24 protein-coding genes are annotated in these 20,069 nt (G+C 45.6%); 13 read left to right on the forward strand and 11 right to left on the reverse strand.

All coding sequences use genetic code 11. The features are described from left to right. The first annotated feature begins 60 nt into the window (after positions 1–60). The 6 genes from BR62_RS0104345 to BR62_RS0104370 all read left to right on the forward strand — a co-directional run bounded on the left by BR62_RS0104345 (position 61) and on the right by BR62_RS0104370 (position 4,552). Positions 61–282: a spore germination protein gene (locus BR62_RS0104345; RefSeq protein ID WP_007408682.1), complete on the forward strand. Its 222-nt coding sequence runs from the start codon at positions 61–63 to the stop codon at positions 280–282. Positions 283–354: 72 nt separating this feature from the next. Further along, positions 355–603 carry a YueH family protein gene (locus BR62_RS0104350; protein WP_003152028.1) on the forward strand — a complete coding sequence of 83 codons (249 nt, stop codon included), beginning with the start codon at positions 355–357 and terminating at the stop codon, positions 601–603. 65 nt (positions 604–668) lie between these two features. After that, entirely contained in the window at positions 669–1,067 is a 399-nt protein-coding gene (locus BR62_RS0104355) for a YueI family protein (RefSeq protein ID WP_003152031.1), read from the forward strand. A gap of 96 nt (positions 1,068–1,163) precedes the next feature. After that, positions 1,164–1,715, forward strand: coding sequence for a cysteine hydrolase family protein (locus BR62_RS0104360; RefSeq protein ID WP_003152033.1), 552 nt, complete (start codon positions 1,164–1,166; stop codon positions 1,713–1,715). A gap of 17 nt (positions 1,716–1,732) precedes the next feature. Continuing rightward, positions 1,733–3,199 carry a nicotinate phosphoribosyltransferase gene (locus BR62_RS0104365; RefSeq protein ID WP_020954301.1) on the forward strand — a complete coding sequence of 489 codons (1,467 nt, stop codon included), beginning with the start codon at positions 1,733–1,735 and terminating at the stop codon, positions 3,197–3,199. A 129-nt stretch (positions 3,200–3,328) separates the two neighbouring features. Continuing rightward, a complete protein-coding gene (locus BR62_RS0104370; RefSeq protein WP_007408678.1) occupies positions 3,329–4,552 on the forward strand; it encodes an EAL and HDOD domain-containing protein in 1,224 nt (407 codons plus the stop codon). Positions 4,553–4,558: 6 nt separating this feature from the next. On the opposite strand, the gene BR62_RS0104375 is transcribed toward BR62_RS0104370, so the two are convergent. Then, the gene (locus BR62_RS0104375; protein ID WP_007408677.1) at positions 4,559–4,900 is read right to left on the reverse strand and encodes a YuzC family spore coat inner layer protein; all 342 of its coding nucleotides are present in this window, start codon (positions 4,898–4,900) and stop codon (positions 4,559–4,561) included. 465 nt (positions 4,901–5,365) lie between these two features. Between BR62_RS0104375 and degQ the strand changes: the two genes are divergently transcribed. From degQ to BR62_RS0104405, 6 genes are all read left to right on the forward strand, one after another. After that, positions 5,366–5,506 carry a degradation enzyme regulation protein DegQ gene (gene degQ / locus BR62_RS0104385; protein WP_003152043.1) on the forward strand — a complete coding sequence of 47 codons (141 nt, stop codon included), beginning with the start codon at positions 5,366–5,368 and terminating at the stop codon, positions 5,504–5,506. Between the two features lie 207 nt (positions 5,507–5,713). Further along, on the forward strand, positions 5,714–6,574 hold the full coding sequence (locus BR62_RS0104390) for a polyprenyl synthetase family protein (RefSeq protein WP_157774448.1): 861 nt from the start codon (positions 5,714–5,716) through the stop codon (positions 6,572–6,574). Beyond that, the gene (gene comX, locus BR62_RS19020; protein ID WP_012118314.1) at positions 6,543–6,716 is read left to right on the forward strand and encodes a competence pheromone ComX; all 174 of its coding nucleotides are present in this window, start codon (positions 6,543–6,545) and stop codon (positions 6,714–6,716) included. Before BR62_RS0104390 ends, comX begins: the two co-directional genes overlap by 32 nt. A 13-nt stretch (positions 6,717–6,729) precedes the next feature. Continuing rightward, positions 6,730–9,030 carry a histidine kinase gene (locus BR62_RS0104395; RefSeq protein ID WP_032867184.1) on the forward strand — a complete coding sequence of 767 codons (2,301 nt, stop codon included), beginning with the start codon at positions 6,730–6,732 and terminating at the stop codon, positions 9,028–9,030. Positions 9,031–9,110: 80 nt separating this feature from the next. Beyond that, the gene (locus tag BR62_RS0104400; protein ID WP_003152052.1) at positions 9,111–9,755 is read left to right on the forward strand and encodes a two-component system response regulator ComA; all 645 of its coding nucleotides are present in this window, start codon (positions 9,111–9,113) and stop codon (positions 9,753–9,755) included. 21 nt (positions 9,756–9,776) lie between these two features. Beyond that, positions 9,777–10,160, forward strand: coding sequence for a hotdog fold thioesterase (locus tag BR62_RS0104405; RefSeq protein WP_032869799.1), 384 nt, complete (start codon positions 9,777–9,779; stop codon positions 10,158–10,160). Between the two features lie 39 nt (positions 10,161–10,199). On the opposite strand, the gene mnhG is transcribed toward BR62_RS0104405, so the two are convergent. Genes mnhG through BR62_RS0104440 form a run of 7 tightly spaced genes read right to left on the reverse strand, consistent with a single transcriptional unit; the run spans position 10,200 to position 15,966 of the window. Further along, positions 10,200–10,574: a monovalent cation/H(+) antiporter subunit G gene (mnhG, locus tag BR62_RS0104410; RefSeq protein ID WP_003152056.1), complete on the reverse strand. Its 375-nt coding sequence runs from the start codon at positions 10,572–10,574 to the stop codon at positions 10,200–10,202. Beyond that, the gene (locus BR62_RS0104415) at positions 10,558–10,842 is read right to left on the reverse strand and encodes a Na(+)/H(+) antiporter subunit F1 (protein ID WP_012118311.1); all 285 of its coding nucleotides are present in this window, start codon (positions 10,840–10,842) and stop codon (positions 10,558–10,560) included. Before BR62_RS0104415 ends, mnhG begins: the two co-directional genes overlap by 17 nt. Next, complete coding sequence (locus tag BR62_RS0104420; RefSeq protein WP_007408672.1) at positions 10,842–11,318, reverse strand: Na+/H+ antiporter subunit E; 477 nt, start codon at positions 11,316–11,318, stop codon at positions 10,842–10,844. Before BR62_RS0104420 ends, BR62_RS0104415 begins: the two co-directional genes overlap by 1 nt. A gap of 5 nt (positions 11,319–11,323) precedes the next feature. Next, complete coding sequence (locus BR62_RS0104425) at positions 11,324–12,802, reverse strand: Na+/H+ antiporter subunit D (protein WP_032869800.1); 1,479 nt, start codon at positions 12,800–12,802, stop codon at positions 11,324–11,326. Beyond that, positions 12,795–13,136, reverse strand: coding sequence for a Na(+)/H(+) antiporter subunit C (locus tag BR62_RS0104430; RefSeq protein WP_003152063.1), 342 nt, complete (start codon positions 13,134–13,136; stop codon positions 12,795–12,797). The genes BR62_RS0104425 and BR62_RS0104430 overlap by 8 nt, the downstream gene beginning before the upstream one ends. Beyond that, positions 13,136–13,567 carry a Na(+)/H(+) antiporter subunit B gene (locus tag BR62_RS0104435; protein ID WP_007408670.1) on the reverse strand — a complete coding sequence of 144 codons (432 nt, stop codon included), beginning with the start codon at positions 13,565–13,567 and terminating at the stop codon, positions 13,136–13,138. The genes BR62_RS0104430 and BR62_RS0104435 overlap by 1 nt, the downstream gene beginning before the upstream one ends. Continuing rightward, positions 13,564–15,966, reverse strand: a complete 2,403-nt coding sequence (locus tag BR62_RS0104440) for a Na+/H+ antiporter subunit A (RefSeq protein WP_032869807.1) — start codon at positions 15,964–15,966, stop codon at positions 13,564–13,566. The genes BR62_RS0104435 and BR62_RS0104440 overlap by 4 nt, the downstream gene beginning before the upstream one ends. A gap of 243 nt (positions 15,967–16,209) precedes the next feature. Here BR62_RS0104440 and BR62_RS0104445 point away from each other — a divergent pair, with 243 nt between their 5' ends. Further along, complete coding sequence (locus BR62_RS0104445) at positions 16,210–16,428, forward strand: hypothetical protein (RefSeq protein WP_007408668.1); 219 nt, start codon at positions 16,210–16,212, stop codon at positions 16,426–16,428. Between the two features lie 45 nt (positions 16,429–16,473). Here BR62_RS0104445 and nupQ read toward each other — a convergent pair whose 3' ends face one another. The 3 genes from nupQ to BR62_RS0104460 are packed head-to-tail and all read right to left on the reverse strand — an operon-like array spanning position 16,474 to position 20,005. Next, complete coding sequence (gene nupQ / locus BR62_RS0104450) at positions 16,474–17,433, reverse strand: guanosine ABC transporter permease NupQ (RefSeq protein WP_003152071.1); 960 nt, start codon at positions 17,431–17,433, stop codon at positions 16,474–16,476. Beyond that, positions 17,434–18,480: an ABC transporter permease gene (locus BR62_RS0104455; RefSeq protein ID WP_012118308.1), complete on the reverse strand. Its 1,047-nt coding sequence runs from the start codon at positions 18,478–18,480 to the stop codon at positions 17,434–17,436. After that, complete coding sequence (locus tag BR62_RS0104460; RefSeq protein WP_032869810.1) at positions 18,473–20,005, reverse strand: ABC transporter ATP-binding protein; 1,533 nt, start codon at positions 20,003–20,005, stop codon at positions 18,473–18,475. The genes BR62_RS0104455 and BR62_RS0104460 overlap by 8 nt, the downstream gene beginning before the upstream one ends. Positions 20,006–20,069 lie beyond the last annotated feature (64 nt).

Below are 20,069 nucleotides of genomic sequence, written 5' to 3' on the forward strand. Positions count from 1 at the left end.
AACGGGCACAACTCCCGATGCAGCGCATAAAATGCTGTAAAGAAAAGCGGAGGTGCGGGTATGCCTGCAATTGTGGGACCGATTTATATTATGAGTTTAGCCGGAGACGCTGCGGCGAGCTTCGGTGACGTGTTTGCCATTTCTCCCAAAGCCGTTGACCACTCAGGCGCGGGGGCAGGGGCGTTTCATTCCGGAGATTTTGTCAAAGTCACTAATAAATTCAGCAAAACGCGCTTTGAAGACATCGATGTGTTTGACGAACCTGATTGGTTTAACGCGTGACAGCCTCCTTTTAGGAGGCTGTCGCTTTTTTGTAGTATAATAGAATCAGTCTTTATAAAAGGGGAATTTTTTATGAAAATCAGAAAAGCGAATATTACCGTGCAGTCCGGAATGATCGGTGATGTATATCTGCATGAAAATAAAAAAGAACAGCATACCCTTGTAGCCGTTCCGGAACTTGAGTGGAGCACGATCATTTCCTATGAGGAAGAGAAAAAGGCGCTGGCGCAGCGGCTTTTACAATCATTCAGCAAGCTGATTGAAGAAGAACCCGCCGGAGAGCTCGCCGGCAAGATCTCCCATTGGGTGGCTGAAATGTAACGAAGCGGTTTACCGCGTCCCGTCCGGGGAGATAATTGTAAAACAAGCTGAGGAGGGACAGGCCGATGAGCGACAAAACGGTTGATCTTTATTTACAGCAGGGGATGTACGGCCCTCTGCAGACGAAACCGGATGAACGCCATTTATTTTTAGGCTCGCTGCGTGAAAGAGTCATCATTGCCCTGACGAAGGGGCAGGTGCTGCAAAAGCAGCCGTATGAAGAAGTGAAACAGGCGCTGAAAAGCCGAAAAGACGCGGTGCTCTATATAAACGGAAGGCTCCCGTATCATGCTTATTCACCATATATGAAGCTTGCCGCACTTGCCGGTGTCCGAAGCTCCGTCATATCGGATCTTCAATTCGAAACGCCGCTCGGCCTGGTTTTTGCCGCCGATTATGCCGTGAACCTTGACGGCATTTACGTACAGGATGACATTTTTCAGCGCTCACTCCTGAAATCTTAAAAGGGCAAAACACCGTTTGTCATTTTACAATGCCAATTCACTTACAAGTGGAGATAGGATATAATGGTTTTCATATGAATGGCGGGGAGGCCGGCTATGAAAAAAGCATTTATATGCATTGATTATACGAATGATTTTGCAGCAGAGAACGGGGCATTAACCTGCGGAGAACCCGCGAGACAGATTGAAGATACGATTGTCAGTTTGACGCAAGCATTTATAGAAAACGGTGATTACGTTGTCTTTGCGGTTGATTCGCATGATGCAGACGATGACTTTCATCCCGAGACACGCCTGTTTCCTCCGCATAATATCAACGGCACGGAGGGCAAAGAGCTGTACGGAAGGCTATCGCCTCTTTATGAGAAACATAAACACGCAAAAAACGTAAATTATATGGAAAAAACGAGATATTCTGCTTTTGCGGGAACGGATTTAGAGCTGAAACTGCGGGAACGGCAGATCACTGAGCTGCATCTTGCGGGCCTGTGCACGGACATCTGCGTTCTTCACACGGCGGTTGACGCCTACAACAAGGGCTTTCAGATTGTCATTCATCAAAACGCTGTGGCCAGCTTTAATCCGGAAGGGCATGAATGGGCCCTGTCCCATTTTAAGAACAGCATCGGAGCGCAAGTGGCAGAGTAAGGAAGGGGAAAACAATTTTGGTGGAGCATGGTTTTAAAGACGACAGTTTGTCTTTACATACAGATCTTTATCAAATTAATATGGCCGAAACGTACTGGAGAGACGGCATTCATGAGAAAAAAGCGATTTTTGAGCTTTTTTTCAGAAAGCTTCCCTTTGAAAACGGCTATGCGGTATTTGCGGGCTTAGAAAAAGCAATCGAATACTTGGAGAACTTCAAATTTACCGACAGCGATCTGAATTATTTAAAAACGGAATTGCACTATGCTGATGATTTCATTGAGTATTTACGGGATCTTTCTTTTACCGGATCTCTTTACAGCATGAAAGAAGGCGAGCTCGTTTTTAACAACGAACCGATTATGCGGGTCGAAGCGCCCCTGATCGAAGCCCAGCTGATTGAGACGGCTCTGCTTAACATTGTGAATTACCAAACATTAATCGCCACCAAAGCGGCCCGCATTAAAGGCGTTGTCGGTGACGAAGACGCCCTCGAATTCGGAACGCGGCGCGCCCATGAAATGGATGCGGCCATGTGGGGAGCGAGAGCGGCTTTGATCGGCGGCTTCAGCGCGACGAGTAATGTAAGAGCCGGAAAGCGTTTTAATATACCGGTATCCGGCACGCACGCTCATGCGCTCGTACAAGCGTACCGCGATGAATATACGGCATTTAAGAAATATGCGGAGACCCACAAAGACTGCGTGTTTCTCGTAGATACGTACGATACGATCCGTTCGGGCATGCCGAATGCGATTAAAGTCGCAAAGGAATTCGGCGACCGGATCAACTTCATCGGCATCCGCCTGGATAGCGGGGACTTGGCGTACCTGTCAAAAAAAGCGCGTGAAATGCTTGATGAAGCGGGTTTCACAGACGCAAAGGTCATTGCTTCAAGCGATCTTGACGAGCACACGATATTAAATCTGAAATCCCAAGGAGCGAAAATCGATACGTGGGGCATCGGCACGAAGCTGATTACCGCATACGATCAGCCGGCCCTCGGCGCGGTTTACAAGCTTGTCGCCATTGAAGAGGACGGCAAACTGACTGACACCATTAAAATTTCGTCAAACCCTGAAAAAGTGACAACGCCGGGAAGAAAGAGAGTATACCGGATTATCAACAAGCTGAATCACCACTCGGAAGGTGATTATATCGCGCTTTATGACGAGCGGGTAAATGATCAGAAACGCTTAAAAATGTTCCATCCCGTCCACACGTTCGTCAGCAAATTCGTCACTGATTTCTATGCGAAAGACTTGCATGAGCCGATTTTTGAAAACGGCGTTTTATGCTATGATAATCCCGAAATTACCGACATCCAGCAATACGTGCAGGATAACCTCAAACTTCTGTGGGAGGAATACAAACGGATCAGCAAGCCGGAAGAATATCCGGTCGATTTAAGCGAAGACTGCTGGAGCAACAAGATGCAGCGGATTCATGAAATCAAAAGCGAGCTGAAACGGGAACTTGAATAGAAGACAAAGCGGCCTTTCCTTTCTCTGGAAAGGCCTTTTTGTTGTGATAATATTTTTCACATTTAGACAAATTTCGTCAAGTTATTTGATATACTTATGTTCGAAGGCCGCATCTAAGGGGGTAAATGAATGAAGGTGTTTGTTGCGAGACAGCCTATCTTCAACAGAAACGAACAGGTTGTTGCTTATGAACTTCTTTACCGGGAGAGCGAAGAGAACCGTTATTCGGCCGCTGACGGAGATAAAGCTACGACGGATCTCATTATTAACAGCTTTATCAACATCGGAATCGAAAAGCTGACTGAGGGGAAACGCTGCTTTGTGAATTTTACAGAAAGCCTGATGTTTTCAGATCTCCCTACCTCCTTTGATCCTGACCAGCTTATTATCGAAATTCTTGAGGACATACCGATCACTCCGGCACTCATCTCAAGATGCAGACAGCTGAAGAAATTAGGATATACATTAGCACTTGATGATTTTTACGCCATCAATCCGGAAAATGAAGAGTTAGTGGAACAGCTGATGAAATATATTGATATTTTAAAAATCGACTTTTTGCAATCCTCGCGTCTGGAGCGCAAAAAAATCATTCAGACGTACAGCTGTAAAAGTCTGATTTATTTAGCGGAGAAAGTGGAGACGAGAAAAGATTATAAACAGGCGGCCATAGACGGCTTTCACCTGTTTCAAGGATATTTTTTCAGTGAACCGCGTGTCATCAGCGGAAATGATCTGACGTTTCATTTTCATTCTTACTACCAGCTTTTAAGCGAATTAAACAATGACCAGCCCAATATACAGCGCGTGACGGAATACATAGAGCGGGACGTCAGCTTATCGTATCAGATTCTGCGTTTTTTAAACGGATCGCAAACAAGGCTGAAAAAAAAGATAGACAGCATCCAGCAGGCCATCATGATGCTTGGGCTGAATGAGATTAAGCGCTTGATTTACATTCTTTCATTCAGAGATTTAACGGCGAAAAGCCACTCAAGCCAAAAAGAAATCATTAAGATTTCCTTAATCAGGGCCAAACTGTGCGAACTGCTGGCGAAAAGAACCGGAAGGCCCCAGCCCTCTTCTTACATGCTGATCGGCATGTTTTCGCTCATCGATACGCTTCTCCACAGGGAGCTGGAGGATATCATCAAAGAACTGCCTTTAATCGATGAAGTCGGACAGGCGCTGCTCGGTTATGAAAACGATTATTATAAGATGCTCGCGTTCGTCAAAGCCATTGAATGCAACAACTGGGACTGTGACGAGTGGGGAAAAGAACTGAACAAAGAAGAAGCGTATGAATGTTACTTACAGGCGATCGAATGGTGCCGGCAGCTGATCGTGGATTGAGCCGCTTTAAGCCGACCACCTGAGGGCGATGGTAAACCGGCTTTGCTCTCTGATCAGACTGACACGGATGCCGTCGGGATTATACGTCACGTCAAAGTCATTTTTGATGCCGGTCTGCTTAATGAGCCGCTTGACCGCTGCGGTGTCAGATGATTGCGCTGCGGTGAGAATACGGCGCGCAAGCTCTTTTGACGCCGACAGCCGCGCAAGGAGCAGGCGCGCATCCTCCAGCATGCCCGCAGCCTCTTTTGCGGACGCTGTCAAAATATCTGCGTGAACCGGGGCACTGGGCGCAGGATGCCGGTATGGCGCGGCGAAAACAGGACAGCATGGATACACATAATGCATACGGCGGCCTCCTTCCTGAGAAAACATTGGTTATACATGAGTATAGGCGGCGTGATAACGAGTTATGACATGCAAAAAGACCACAATGCGGGGGTTGCGGTCTTTTCGGTGTTTGTCGGTGGTTATGCGACGCTGTTCGCCCATTCTGTTTTGAAATTGCGACGGCAGGGACTATAGTCCTTGCCGGTTTGTCGGAAAACCGTTAAAAAAACAGCAGAACCGCCAGATTGGTCTGCTTCATCCTAAACGTCTGCCTTTCTGGTAGTTATATAGTCCTGTTCGCTAAATGCTCCATTCGGGACTATAGGATTACCACGGTTTGCGGTGTCACGCAGATACTTTTACACATACTTTTCGGTGAAAAATCCCGCAAAAACGTTTACACTATTAGTAACAGATCAAATACCTAGGACTCGTTCACCATACACAATTCATTGATCTTTCAAAAAAAGGAGTGTGGAAACGGTGGAAAACAAATTAGAAGAAGTAAAGCAATTATTATTCCGACTTGAAAATGATATCAGAGAAACAACCGACTCATTACGAAACATTAACAAAAGCATTGATCAGCTCGATAAATTCTCATATGCTATGAAAATTTCTTAAAAAGACTTGGAAACAAGTCTTTTTTTTGTGCATTTGTTATACAATTAATGGATAAAGTATTATATGATTGTTAAAAAACAATAAACATGCTGTATTTGAACAAAAGGGTTTAGTAAAATAAAGTGAGGGATTCATATAGCTAAGAAATTAACTCTAGAAGCAGAAGATGTAAAGGACACAATAAACCATATTCTCAAAAAAAATGATGTGAATAAAGAAGTAAGTAAACATGTTTTGAATTTTGCTGATACAAAAAACAACTTTCCATTTGCTGAGTTAGCTTTAGATCATTATTTGGCTTTTGGAGGGAATGATTTTGAAGAAATACTAGATTTAGGAGCAGGGATTGAACTGCTTATCTTAGCGGCTGATATTTTTGATGACATACAAGATAAGGATCGTCCAAATGCAGAATGGATGAAAATGGATCAGGCTGTATCTTTAAATATTGCAACCTTAATTTATACAATAGCTCTCCAAGTGATATCATCTCGAGATCCGGAAGGGTTATTACTCAAGACAGCTCTAAAATATACAGTTCAAGCTATGGAAGGACAACACATTGATTTGGTTGATAATACTTTAACTGAAAATCAATGCATTGAAATGATTAAGAAAAAGTCAGGGGCTTTGACAGCTTTAGCAAGTATGCTGGGTGCTGTACTTGCAACTAAACGTTATCAATCAGATGTGGAGCAGTATGCTTTCTATATAGGGGTTGCAGCTCAATTAAAAAATGATTTATTTGAGATAATGTATGTGAATAATACGGAAACCTTTTTCAAAAAGACAAATTTGGCAATTCAGTTCTTAGAGAAAAAATTCAACACAGTATCCACAGAATTGTTAAACAACAACTTTCAACAATCAGAGTTAAAACGGCTTCTCTTAGAATCTGGTGTTATCCATTATATGTCAGTTATGATTAATGTATATAATTTGAAAGTGAAAAATGGACTCGAAAATTTAAATTTGACTTTAGAGAACAAAAACTATTTAATTAAAAAAATTTGCGAGAATGAGAAGGTGGATAAAAATGCAGGAAATAGTAAATTATTTAGTTCGTAATCCCGAAATTGTTCAAAAATTGAGAAGAGAAGAAGTCAGTATCATAGGTTTAGATAAAGAAGAGGTGAAAGGGGTATTGCTTGGATTTGATCAATTAATCTCAATGAGTTCAAAAGACGAGATATATTGGAAACCGTCATGAAACAGGGGTAAATATGAAGTTATCTAAAAATACGTATTCCATTTTATTAATTTTACTCAGCTTGTCTTATATTTTCTATTTAACTTATATAAATGTAAATAATTTATTTGTAGGAGCCACCGCAAATGTTAATAACAAGAATCAAATAGAGATTACCAAAGTATCAGATTACACAATGGCTTATTATGCTGGTGTTAAAAAAGGTGACATTGTAATTAAAATTAATCAGAATAAGAGCGTTGAACCAAAAGATTTAAAACAAAATACATTGAAAAACGTAAGATCTATGACAGTTGAAAGATCTGGTGAAATAGTTGATCTCAAAAATTTAAGTTTATTAAGTGAAGACAACTTATTTGTCTATTTAATACCTGTTATTTTTTTCTTTGTATGCCTTAGTTGTATTATCCTTATTTTAAAAATTAATAAGGAGCAAGATTCAGTTTCAGCTTTTATATTGATCATCTTTTTACTCACTACTGGTATAGCATATGTAAGTGCGGGAGGTTCATCAAAAGGAGATATAATAAGCCGATACGTAAATGTCATAACTTTAATATCCGTACCGGTAAATTATCTCTTGTTTATTTACCAATATATCAAAGAATTTGGATACAAGATTTTTAACGGGAAAGTTTTTGTTGCTTTATATACAGTCCCTGTTATTAATATAATACTAGAGTTTTTTAGGCATTGCTTTGAAAGAGGAGTAGTGGGGAAAGTTAATTTAGTATCAATATCTCTCCTTTATTTAATAGCTTTATTTTTCATTACTGTAGGTTTAATAAAGTACAAAAAAACAGAGCAAGCAAATATTCTTAAGACTTTTCTTTTAATTAATATTTTTGCTTTCTCACCATTTGTATTTTTGTATGTGGCACCCTACATCATTTTTAATGACTATTATGTTTCTTCTTTTTTAGTTGCGCCTTTTCTTTTATTAATTCCTTTTTCTTTAGTTTATCAATTTATGACTAATAAAATCTATGAAATTGATTTTATTATTGGGCGGTTGAAATATTATAGTCTTTTAGCTGTCACTCCTACTTTACTTATTATTACAATTTATGATCTTGTACAAGATCCAAACTCAGAGTTTTATACGTTTAAACTAACTTTGCTGACATATATTATTATGTTGGCTGTGTTTTATTCAAAAGAGATCTTAGATTTTCGTTTCCGTTTAAAGCGTTTTTCTGAAAAACATAATTATCAGGACAGCATATTCAAGTTTACTCAAATAATTAAAGGAGCTTCATCCTTAAAGCAAGTATTCACTGAACTTGAATCTACTCTACTTGAAGTTTTGATGGTTAGTAAAGTATGTGTTTTAGAGGTAGAAGGAGACTTAAATGTAAGGTATTTTTTTAATGATAATGAGAAAAAATTATGGGAGCCGTATTCTCATCAATTAGCTGAAACGACAAGCGAAATTGGCAAGATAGTTCAGGTGGATAAAGGGTTTTTAATGAAAATAGGGGAACGGGGCACTAAATCATACATTGTACTGTGTTTATCATTTATGAATACTCCGAAACTAACTTGGGATGAGATTTCTTGGTTAAAAACCTTATCATTCTACACCAGTATTACGATGGAGAATGTGCTTAAAATCGAAGAACTTATGAATCATCTCGAAGATTTAAAGAAACAAGAGACAAACCCGGTCTGGCTCAAAAAGCTGATGTTTACGATCGAGGAAAAGCAGCGTTCGGATTTGGCCCGTGATCTGCATGATTCGGTGCTGCAGGATTTAATTTCTTTGAAGCGCCAGTGTGAGCTGTTTCTGGCCGATTTTAAGAAAGAGGAGCCTTGCCAGTTAGAGGTGCAGGACAAGCTTCATCAGATGAATGAGCAGATGTCGGATGTCATTTTGATGACCCGGGAGACGTGCCATGAGCTGCGTCCTCAGCTGCTGTATGATTTGGGTCTGGTCAAGGCGGTATCCAAGCTTGCCGCGCAGCAGCAGGAGCGTGCGCCGTTTCATATCCGTCTGAATACGGGCCGGTTTACGGCGGCGCTGGATTTGGATACGCAGCTGAATTTGTACCGCATTATTCAGGAATTTCTTTCGAACGCCATGAAGCATTCACAGGCGAATGAGGTGCTGATTATGCTGATCAGCATTCAAAATAAAGTGATTCTGCATTATGAAGACGACGGTGTCGGCTGCAATCAGGAAAAAGGCGGCGGCCAGTCGATGAGCATGGGTCTTTCGGGTATTAAGGAGCGCGTCCGTGCGCTTGACGGACGGATGAAAATCGACACAAGTGAAGGAAACGGTTTTAAAGTAGATATTGAAATGGAATTGTAACCAATTTATCACCAAATCGACTTGGCAGAAGCCAAGTCTTTTTAATAAAATGGAAATGAGTGAGTAAAAGGGAGGAAACCATGAAAAAGATACTAGTGATTGATGATCATCCGGCTGTCATGGAGGGCACCAAGACGATTCTGGAAACGGACACGAATCTTTCTGTCGATTGCCTCAGTCCTGATGCCAGTGAACAATTCGTTCTCCGGCATGATTTTTCAGCTTACGATCTCATATTAATGGATTTAAATCTGGGTGATGACATCAGCGGCATAGAGCTTTCCAAGAAAATCTTAAAAGAGAATCCTCTCTGTAAAATCATTGTCTACACAGGCTATGAGGTTGAAGATTATTTTGAAGAATCCATCCGCGCGGGCCTGCATGGCGCCATCAGCAAAACTGAATCTAAAGAGAAAATCATGCAATACATATATCACGTGCTCAACGGACAGATTTTAGTTGATTTCTCCTATTTCAAACAGCTGATGACCCAGCAAAAAACAAAAACGTCTTCTTCCCCTCAAAGTGAGCAGGATCGGTTAACCCCGAGAGAGCGCCATATTCTCCAAGAGGTCGAAAAAGGTTTGACCAATCAGGAAATCGCAGATGCGCTTCACTTAAGCAAGCGGTCGATTGAATACAGCCTGACATCCATTTTTAACAAGCTGAATGTCGGCTCCCGCACTGAAGCGGTGCTGATCGCCAAGTCAGATAACGTACTATAAATCTTGAAGGGAGAATGACCTATGAATCTGAACAATACATTGCTCGGCGCACTCGGTATTGAAATCACTGAAAACACGCCGGAGAGATGCGTGGCGGTGATGCCGGTGGATAAGAGGACGGTGCAGCCTTTCGGATATCTGCATGGTGGCGCGTCAGCAGCGCTGGCAGAGACTGTTGCTAGTGTCGGGGCCCAGCATTTTATCGACCGGTCGAACCAGGCGTGTGTCGGGCTTGAGATTAATGCCAATCATTTAAAATCTGTGAAAGAGGGCGGAACGGTCACGGCAATAGCGGAACCCGTTCACACAGGCAGGGCAACCATTGTGTACGGGATTAACATTTTCGATGAACAGGAAAGGCTGATCTGTGTTTCCCGCTGCACGCTGGCTGTTATAACAAAATAAACAAACAGCCGGAACCCTGAATCGTCCGGCTGTTTGTTTTTACAAATATGAATCTTCTTTTCGTTTGATCACAAAGTTTCTGATCCCTTTGTAATCATCCTGAACGCTTCTTTTATCAAGCGCCGCTCCCGAATTGTACGCGGCCCTGCATATGAGGTGCGCTCCGACCGGCGCCGTCAGCAGGATAAAAATGATGCCGAGCAGTATTTTTACAGAAATTTCTCCGGTCAGCATCCACAAGTAGCCTAACACCCCGAGCAATACCAAATTAACGCCGAGTGTCGAGCCTTTTGAAGAGGCGTGGGCGCGCGTATACACATCAGGAAGCCTGAGTGTGCCGAAAGACGCGACCAGGCAGATCAGCGATCCCATCAGAATACAAACGGCGACGGCCCATTTAACGATTTCGATCATTTTCGATAATCTCTCCTTTCTCCAAAAACTTAGCAAAGGCAATCGTGCCGATAAACGATAAAATGCCGAGCAGCAGAATGATGTCCAAAAAGGCCGATGTGTTTAAGAGAATGGATACAAGCGCGGTCATGGCAATCAGATTAATGCCGATCCCATCAAGCGCGACGACCCGGTCCGGTATCGTAGGCCCTTTTATGACGCGAATGACGTACAGAAGAGTCGAAACCGCCATAATGCCAAGTGATAATTGCAGAATAAACGTAAACATCAGCGGCTCACCTCCTGAATGGCTTTCTCAAAAGAGACGCGGATGTCATGGATCGCTTTCTCCGCATCTTCAATGTCCATAGCGTGTATATAGAGAATCGACCGGTCATCGGAGATATCCATCACGAGCGTACCCGGTGTTAAAGTGATTAACAGCGAGAGCAGCGTGATCTCCCAATCCTCCGTCAATTCCGTCTTAAACGCGAAAATGCCCGGGCGGATGTTCAGTTTCGGCGATATAACGGTTTTCAGCACGCTGACATTGGCCAAATATAATTCCTTTATAAAGATCAGCGCCAGTTTGATGACTGACCATATTTTCCAAATGTAAAACGGCCGCGAGAAGAAGCGCCGGAAAAAAAACAGCGCCGCCAAGCCCGCGATAAATCCGGTCATAAAACCCGCCGCGCTGAGGCTGTTTGTGAGAAACATCCAGCAAACAGCGAGAAGAACATTTAATAATAGTTGAAAAGCCATGCCATCTACTCCTTCAAAACAGCTTCAATGTATTTTTCCGGATTCAGCAGATTCTCAGCCGTCTGATTGACATACGGTGAAACCCATTCGGTTCCGAGCCCGAACAAAAGCGACAAAAGGAGAAAAGCGGCTGCCGGATAAAGAAGTCCTTTTGCGGACCGTCCGCCTGCGCCGGGGACTTCTTTTTCTTCTCCCCAAAAAGCCGTCGTAAAAACCTTCAGCACGGAATAGAGCACAAGCAGGCTGGATAAGAGAATCAATACGGAAAACAAAGTTTCCCCCTTATCGAACCCGCCTTCCGCGATCTTCAGCTTGCCCACAAATCCGCTGAACGGCGGGATGCCGGCCAGAGATATGGCTGAAATAAAGAACATCCATCCCAAAACGGGATAACGGGTGATCAGTCCGCCCATTTTATGCAGGCTGGCAGTGCCCGTCAATGCGATAAGCGTGCCGGCGAGCATGAAAAGCGCTCCTTTAATCAGCATATCGTGAATCAAGTAATAAACCGCTCCTTGAATGGAGGCCGGCGTGTTCATGGCAATGCCGAACAAAATCACGCCGACGGCTGTAATAATATTGTAGATGACGATTTTCATGACATCCGAAAAGGCGATAGATCCGATTACGCCGAATAACACCGTCAGCATCGCAAGCCACATCATCAATTGGTGGGTAAAGCCCGTATCGTGAATAAAGATCAGGGTGAATACTCTTAAAATGGCGTACAGGCCGACTTTCGTCAAAAGAGACCCGAATAAGGCCGAAATCGCAGCCGGCGGGGCGTAATAAGAGCCCGGCATCCAGAAATACAGCGGGAATATCCCGCCCTTTAAACCGAAAACGACGAGAAGAAGGACGCCGATGACGGTTATCAGCCCGGTCTGGCCCGATTCACTTATTTTTACGCTTAGATCAGCCATATTCAGCGTGCCCGTCACCGCATATAAGTAACCGACGCCGATGACAAAAAACGCGGATGACACAATGTTAAACACGATATACTTCAATGATTCTCTTAATTGAATTTTCGTTCCGCCAAGCACGATCAGCATGTAGGACGCGATAAGCAGAAGCTCAAAAAAGACGTACATGTTGAACAGGTCACCCGTCAAAAACGCTCCGCTTACGCCGGCCAGAAGAAACTGCACCCCTGAATAATAGAAAGCGCGCTCCCTTTTTTCTCCGATGGAGCGGAAGGAGTACAGGGTGACGAGCAGCCCGATTATGGCGGTTGTCAAAACAAGCAGTGCGGCAAGCTGATCCGCGGCGAGCACAATGCCGTACGGCGCTTTCCAGCCGCCGAGTGTCAGCGTCTGAATCCCGTGTGTGAAAACCGTCTGAACGAGAGCGGCGCTGATGACGATGGAGACACAGGAAGCGGCAGTGCTGAATATCCTCAGCATCACGTGTCTGTTCATAAAAATCAGCAGCACTGCGGCAAGCAGCGGCACCAGAATAGGCAATATCACAAAGTTATTCATGTTGATCATTTCCCCTCATTCGATCCATATCGTCCGTTTTCAGTTCCTGATAGGCGCGAAACGCCATCACAAGCAGGAAGGACGTGACGCCGAACGAAATAACGATCGCCGTCAGTATGAGTGCCTGCGGCAGCGGATCGACAAACGACGTGCTTTTTCCGCCCAGTATGGGAGGAGCGCCTTTTTTCAGTCCGCCCATGGTCAGGAGCAGCAAATGGACGCCGTGGCTTAATAGCGCGGTGCCGATAATCACGCGCAGCAGACTTTTAGAAAGCAGCAGGTAGGTTGCCGCCATAAACAAAATACCGGCAATGACAGACATTAAGATTTCCATTATTCTTCCTCTCCAATCGTTTGAATAATGGTCATCGTCACGCCGACAACAACGAGATACACACCTAAATCAAACAAAGTGGCCGTCGCAAGCTCCGTATTCCCAAGCACCGGGAGATGAAAATGGCCGAATGTATGGGTGAGAAAGGGTGCTCCGAATAAGAACGAACCTGCACCCGTTGCAATCGCGATAAGCAGACCCGCGCCCGCCACATAAATAAAATTGACGGGCAAAATCGATTTGACGGTTTTTAAATCAAAGGCCAAAAGCAACAGCACGATGGCCGAAGACGTAATCAGTCCGCCGACAAATCCTCCGCCGGGAGCGTTATGTCCCGATAAAAATAAATAGAAAGAGAAAAGCAGAATGATAAAAGATACAAGCTTCGTTGCCGTCTGAAGGATGATGTCGTTTGTGTTTTGCTGTCTCAACGCTCTTCTCCCTCCTCTTTTACTTTCGTTCTGATCATGCCGTAAATCCCGAGTGCGGCAATCGACAGCACCGTGATTTCAAACATCGTATCAAATCCTCTGAAATCAACGAGGATGACGTTGACGATATTGTTTCCTCCCCCGAGCTTATGGCTGTAAGCGGTGAAAAAGGAGGAGATGCTGTCTTTTGTTTTTTCGCTGGAAGACGCGATTCCGAGCATTGTCACGATGACGCCGACACCGAGAGAAATGATAAAATTCGTCATCCGGAATGTTCTTGTCTTCTTTTTCCGCCGCATTTTCGGCAGATGGTAAAAACAAAGAAGAAACAAGGCGACGGATATCGTCTCAATGACGAGCTGCGTGAGCGCCAGATCGGGCGCTCTGAAAATCACGAAAAACAGCGCGAGTGTGTACCCGACAACACCGAGTGAGATAATGGCCGTCAGCCGCGATTTGGCGAACACAGTCGCAATCGTTGCGCTCACCATAACGAGGGACAGCACGATTTCATAAAGGCCGATTTCAGCCATGCCTTTCGCTGTCATGGAAAAGCCGCCTTTTGTGACGAACGCCGTTCCGATGAGAATGATAAACGCCGCAAAGATATACAGCAGATAATCCCGCAAAAATCCGGTCATATAAGATGACGTCAGCTGGTAAGATCTTTTTTCCATACTGCCCGTCACCGCATCGTAAAGCTTGTTCAGCGTCAGTTTTTTCGGAAACAGACCGTACAAACGCTCCCATTTAGACAGCGTTACGTAACCGATCGTGCCGACAATGATGATGCCGAGGGTCATCATTACTTCAGCCGTCACCCCGTGCCACTGGGAAATATGGACATGGAATGTATCTCCGCCGGTTAACAGAGCCGGAAAAATGGAGTTCATCGCCGGTTCAATCAGGCTGTAAGACAAAACGTTCGGTGCAAAAAACAGACTGACGGCGCAAGCGGCAAGAATCACCGGCGAAATCAGCATGCCGAGCGGAGCTTCATGCGGCGTCTTTTCAAGCTGATCAGGTTTGCGCGCGCCGCTGAACGTTCTGAAAAACAGCTTCATGCTGTAGATGAAAGTGAAGACGCTCCCGATCCACGCGAGAACGGGGAACAGCACGCCCCACGTATCCAGGCTGAAAATATCTGCATGAGCAATCCGCAGCATACTTGTAAAGAACATTTCTTTACTTAAAAAGCCATTAAACGGAGGGAGGCCGGCCATGGAAAACGTTCCGATCAGTGAAACGGTGAACGTTACCGGCATAAGCGCCATCAGTCCGCCGAGCCTGCGGATGTCCCGTGTTCCCGTTTCATGGTCGATAATGCCGACCGCCATAAATAAACTTCCTTTAAAAGTAGCATGGTTAATTAAGTGAAACACAGCCGCGGTGACAGCCGCCGTAAAATACTCTGAATGCTGGTAATGAAGCGCGGCGGCTCCTGCGCCGAGCATCGATACAATCATACCGAGCTGGCTGACTGTGGAAAATGCCAGAATCGCTTTTAAATCGGTTTGTTTCATCGCATTAAAGGAAGCCCATACCATCGTGATCAGACCGACTGAGGCAACCGTCCAAAACCAGACGGGTGAAAATGCAAAAACCGGACTGAATCTGGCAATCAGATAAATGCCCGCTTTCACCATTGTAGCCGAGTGCAGATAGGCGCTGACAGGAGTCGGCGCCTCCATGGCATCAGGCAGCCAGATATAAAACGGAAACTGCGCTGATTTCGTAAAGGCCCCCAATAACAGGAGAACCATCGCCGGAATAAAGAACGGATGGCCTGCGATAATATGCACCTGGTTGACCATTTCCCTGATACTGAAAGAATCCGTCATCAGATACAGCAGGATAAAGCCGCCAAGCATGCACAGCCCGCCGCCGACGGTAATCAGCAGTGACTTTTCCGCCCCGTAGCGTGATTTCTTCCGCTTATGCCAATACCCGATTAATAAGAAGGATGACAGGCTTGTCAGCTCCCAGAACATATAAAGCACGATGACGTTATCGACGAGGACAACGCCGAGCATCGCGCCCATAAACATCAGCAGGTACACATAAAAGGGGCCGAGCTTTTCTTTGTCCTTCGATAAGTAAAAAATACTGTAAAGCGTCACCAAAGAGCCGATGCCCGTAATCAATAAAGCGAATAACAGCCCGAGTCCGTCAATATAAACGGTATAGTTAATACCGAGGGACGGAATCCATTCGGCCGCATACCGGACGGTTTCCCCAGCCATTGTGACAGGGAGCTTGCTGATAAAGTAAACAAACAGCACAACGGGCACTATCAGCACAAACCAGCCTGTATGGACTTGTTTTACCCGTTTATAAAGAAAGGGAACGATAAATGCAAATAAAAAAGGCGCCAAAATCGCGAAATGTAACAGCTGCAACAGAAGACCTCCTTTGCTTGTTTTTTCATCAAGCAACTGCTTTATGTAAGAGTGAATCAATCAATTCACGGTCATAGGACCCAGTACAAATTATATCGCACTTTTTTTTACCCTGCTACGGCATAATGTATTCCTCTCTGTGTTTTTGTGGTCTTTTGAACCCAAAATAAATTTATCAAATATCCTGATCTTTGTATATACATTTATCTTTCAGATCAAGCTTTTAAAAAAGGAGCTGGTCAGATGAAGAGAAAGGCGGCGGCCTGTATTGGAATATTTTGTTCTATTATTGCAGGAACATTCATAGCGGACGATTTCTGCAAAACGCGGCAGCAGACGGAGGCAGATAATTGGGAGCGTTTTTTTCTCGGTGCGGAATACGCAGAAGACAAGCTGAGTGCGGCTGAATCAATGCAAACACCGTTTCAGCCGCGTGAGTATATCAGAATCGTATATAGATGAAAAGAGTTCCGGCACCAGGGTGCGGAACTCTTTTTTTTGTGGCAATCAGCGTTTTCCTTTAATGTAAGGGATGCCGTTGGCTTTAGGCGCATCCGCGCGGCCGATGAAGCCGGCAAGCGCGAGAATGGTCAGAATGTAAGGAGCCATCAGCATGTATACATTCGGAATGTCTTTGAACAGGGGCAAAAGCGAGCCGATAATGCTCAAACTCTGCGCAAATCCGAAGAACAGCGCAGCCCCGAGCGCGCCGATCGGATGCCATTTGCCGAAAACCAGCGCGGCAAGAGCGATAAAGCCTTGCCCGGAAATGGTGGAGTGCGTGAAATCAAGCGCGATCGTGGAAGCATATACACCGCCGCCGAGCCCGCCGAACAGCCCGCTGATCATGACGCCGATATAGCGCATGCCGAACACGTTGATTCCCATCGTATCGGCCGCCATCGGATGTTCCCCGACAGAACGGATGCGGAGGCCGAACGGCGTTTTGAATAAAATAAACCAGGAAACAAAGGCCAGTACGATGGCTAAAATCGACGTATAATATACGTCGGAAAAGAAAATCTTTCCTAAAACCGGAATATCGCTTAACCCGGGAATGTTCGTTTTGTAAAAGGGCTCCGGGATTTTATCAGTCTGCGCCTTTCCGTAGATCAGCTTGACGATAAACAGTGTCGCTCCTAACGCGAGCATATTGATCGCCACACCGGTTACCGTCTGATCGGCGCGGAAAGAAACCGCGGCGGCCGCGTGGATCAGTGAGAACAGTCCGCCGGCAATCATAGCCGCAGCCAAGGCGAGCCACGGAGCGGCGGCGCCAAGCTCGCGTCCGAAAAATAAGTTGAACATGACGCTTGTAAAGGCGCCGATAATCATCAGTCCTTCAAGACCGATGTTGACAACTCCCGATCTTTCAGAAAACACGCCGCCGAGAGCGGTTAAAATAAGCGGAGCCGCATATACGAGTGTTGCCGGGACAATAATGGATAAAATCTGCAGGAAGTCCACTTACTTCGCCCCCTTTTTCTTCAATTTATCAAGGATGAGACGGATGGCGTAGCTTGATGCCACAAACAAAATAATAATGGCAATGACGATGTCAACGACTTCAGAAGGCACCCCGGATTCAATCGGCATATTTAATGCCCCGACTTTAAGGCCGCCGAGAAGACATGCCGCCAGAACAACGCCGATTGCCGTGCTGCCGCCGAGAAGCGCAACCGCAATGCCGTCGAAGCCGACGCCGGTAAAGGCGCCCTTAACCGCCGCGTATTGAAAGGTTCCGAGTCCTTCCATCGCGCCGGCAAGCCCCGCGAAGGCGCCGGAAATCATCATGGCGTACATCATATTTTTTCTGACGCTCATTCCGGCGTATTGTGCGGCGTGCTGGTTAAAGCCGACAGCCCGGAATTCAAATCCGCTTTTTGTTTTATGAATGATAAACCACATGAGGACTGCCGCAAACAGAGCGATCAGAATGCCCCAGTGAAGGCGGGAGTAATCTGTCAGCTGCTCTAAAAACGGCGAGCGGAGCGACGCGCTTTCATGAATTTTGTCTGTTTTGTCCCGGTGGTCCGTCATGACATCGGAAATGAGATAATTGGTTAAATGAAGAGCGATATAATTCATCATGATCGTGACAATCACTTCGTGGACAAAAAAACGGGCTTTTAAAAATCCGGGAATCAGGCCCCAAATGCCGCCCGCAGCCGCAGCCGCCAATAACGAAAGCGGAAGGTGGATGTAAGCGGGGGCGTCAAAGGAAGCGCCGACCCACACCGCAGCGGTCCAGCCGACAAGGAGCTGTCCTTCAACCCCGATATTAAACAGGCCGGTCCGAAATGCGAATGCCACGGCCAATCCGGACAAAATATATGGCGTAATCTGGCGGATCGATTCCCCGATGTAATACACTTCTCCGAAAATGCCGCTCCAAAGAGCCGAATACCCGCTTACGACATTGTAGCCGCTGGCGAGCATGATGACCGCACCCGCAGCTAACCCAAGGATGATCGCAATCAGCGGCACAGCCAGATGAGAAAGTCGATTAATCATGTGTTTTCCCCGCCTCCATTTGCTTACTTCCCGCCATTAAAAGTCCGAGCTCCTGCTCGTTTGTTTCAAGCGGATTGACGTTTGCGATGATGCTGCCTTCAAAGATGACGGCGATGCGATCGCTGAGATTCATTATTTCATCAAGTTCAAAAGATAACAGAAGCACCGCTTTACCGGCGTCACGCTGCTCAATGATCTTTTTATGGACGAATTCAATCGCGCCGACATCGAGTCCCCGCGTCGGCTGGGCCGCAATTAAAAGATCCGGATTTCTGTCCACTTCCCGGCCGATAATGGCCTTTTGCTGATTCCCCCCGGAGAGAGCGCGCGCAGGCGTATATTCATCAGGTGTTCTGACGTCGTATTCTTCAATCAGGCTTCGCGCTTTGTCATAAATCGTGTGTTTATTTAATATGCCGAAAGAAGAGTAGGGCTTTTGGTAATAACTTTGCAGCACGATATTTTCTCCGATCGGAAAATCAAGGACGAGCCCGTGTTTATGCCTGTCCTGCGGAATATGCCCGATGCCGGCTTCAGTGACTTTCCTGGGCGGCATGTTTTGCAGCTGTTTGCCGTTTAACGTGATCGTGCCGGCATTCGTTTTTCTGAGACCTGTAATGGCTTCAATTAATTCAGACTGGCCGTTTCCGTCAACGCCCGCAATGCCGACGATTTCACCGGCTCTGACTGAGAGGGAGAGCTGTTTGACCGCCTCAACGCCGCGCGCGTCCTTAACCGTTACATCAGAAAGTGAAAGCACTTCTTGTTTCGGATCGGCCGCTTGTTTATCCGTCTTGAATGACACTTCGCGTCCGACCATAAGGCTTGCCAGTTCATCTTGATCCGTATGTGCGACATCGAGTGTTGTAATGCCTTTTCCTTTCCGGATGATGGTGACACGGTCGCAGACTTCCATAATCTCTTTTAATTTGTGGGTGATGAGGATGATTGATTTTCCTTCATTGACAAGATTTTTCATAATCTGAATCAGTTCTTGAATTTCGTGCGGGGTCAGCACCGCGGTCGGCTCGTCAAAAATGAGAATGTCGGCGCCCCGGTAGAGGGTCTTTAATATTTCCGCCCGCTGCTGCATACCGACGGAAATATCGGCAACTTTGGCTTCAGGATCAATGTGCAGGCCGTAACGGTCGGAAATATCGCGCACGTCCCGGGCGGCGCGCTGTCTGTCAATTCGGCCGAAAGTTTTCGGCTCTTTTCCGAGAATGATATTTTCTGAGACGGTAAAGGTATCCACAAGCATAAAATGCTGGTGCACCATCCCGATGCCGAGATCGTTGGCTTTGTTCGGGCTGTTGATGTGAACGCGTTCGCCCCGCACCCGGATCTCGCCTTTTTCCGGCTGATACAGGCCGAATAAAACGTTCATGAGTGTCGATTTTCCGGCGCCGTTTTCACCGAGAAGGGCGTGTATTTCGCCTTTTTTCACTTGAAGCGTGACGTCATCATTGGCGACGATTCCGGGAAACTCCTTGCGTATATTAAGCATTTCAATGATATAATCCACCGATTTGACGCTCCTTTTCAGAGATACTTTGATGAGAAAGAGCTTGGCAAAAGAAAAGCTGCAA

The sequence above is a fragment of the Bacillus sp. UNC69MF genome (assembly GCF_000746035.1).
GTDB lineage: Bacteria > Bacillota > Bacilli > Bacillales > Bacillaceae > Bacillus > Bacillus velezensis.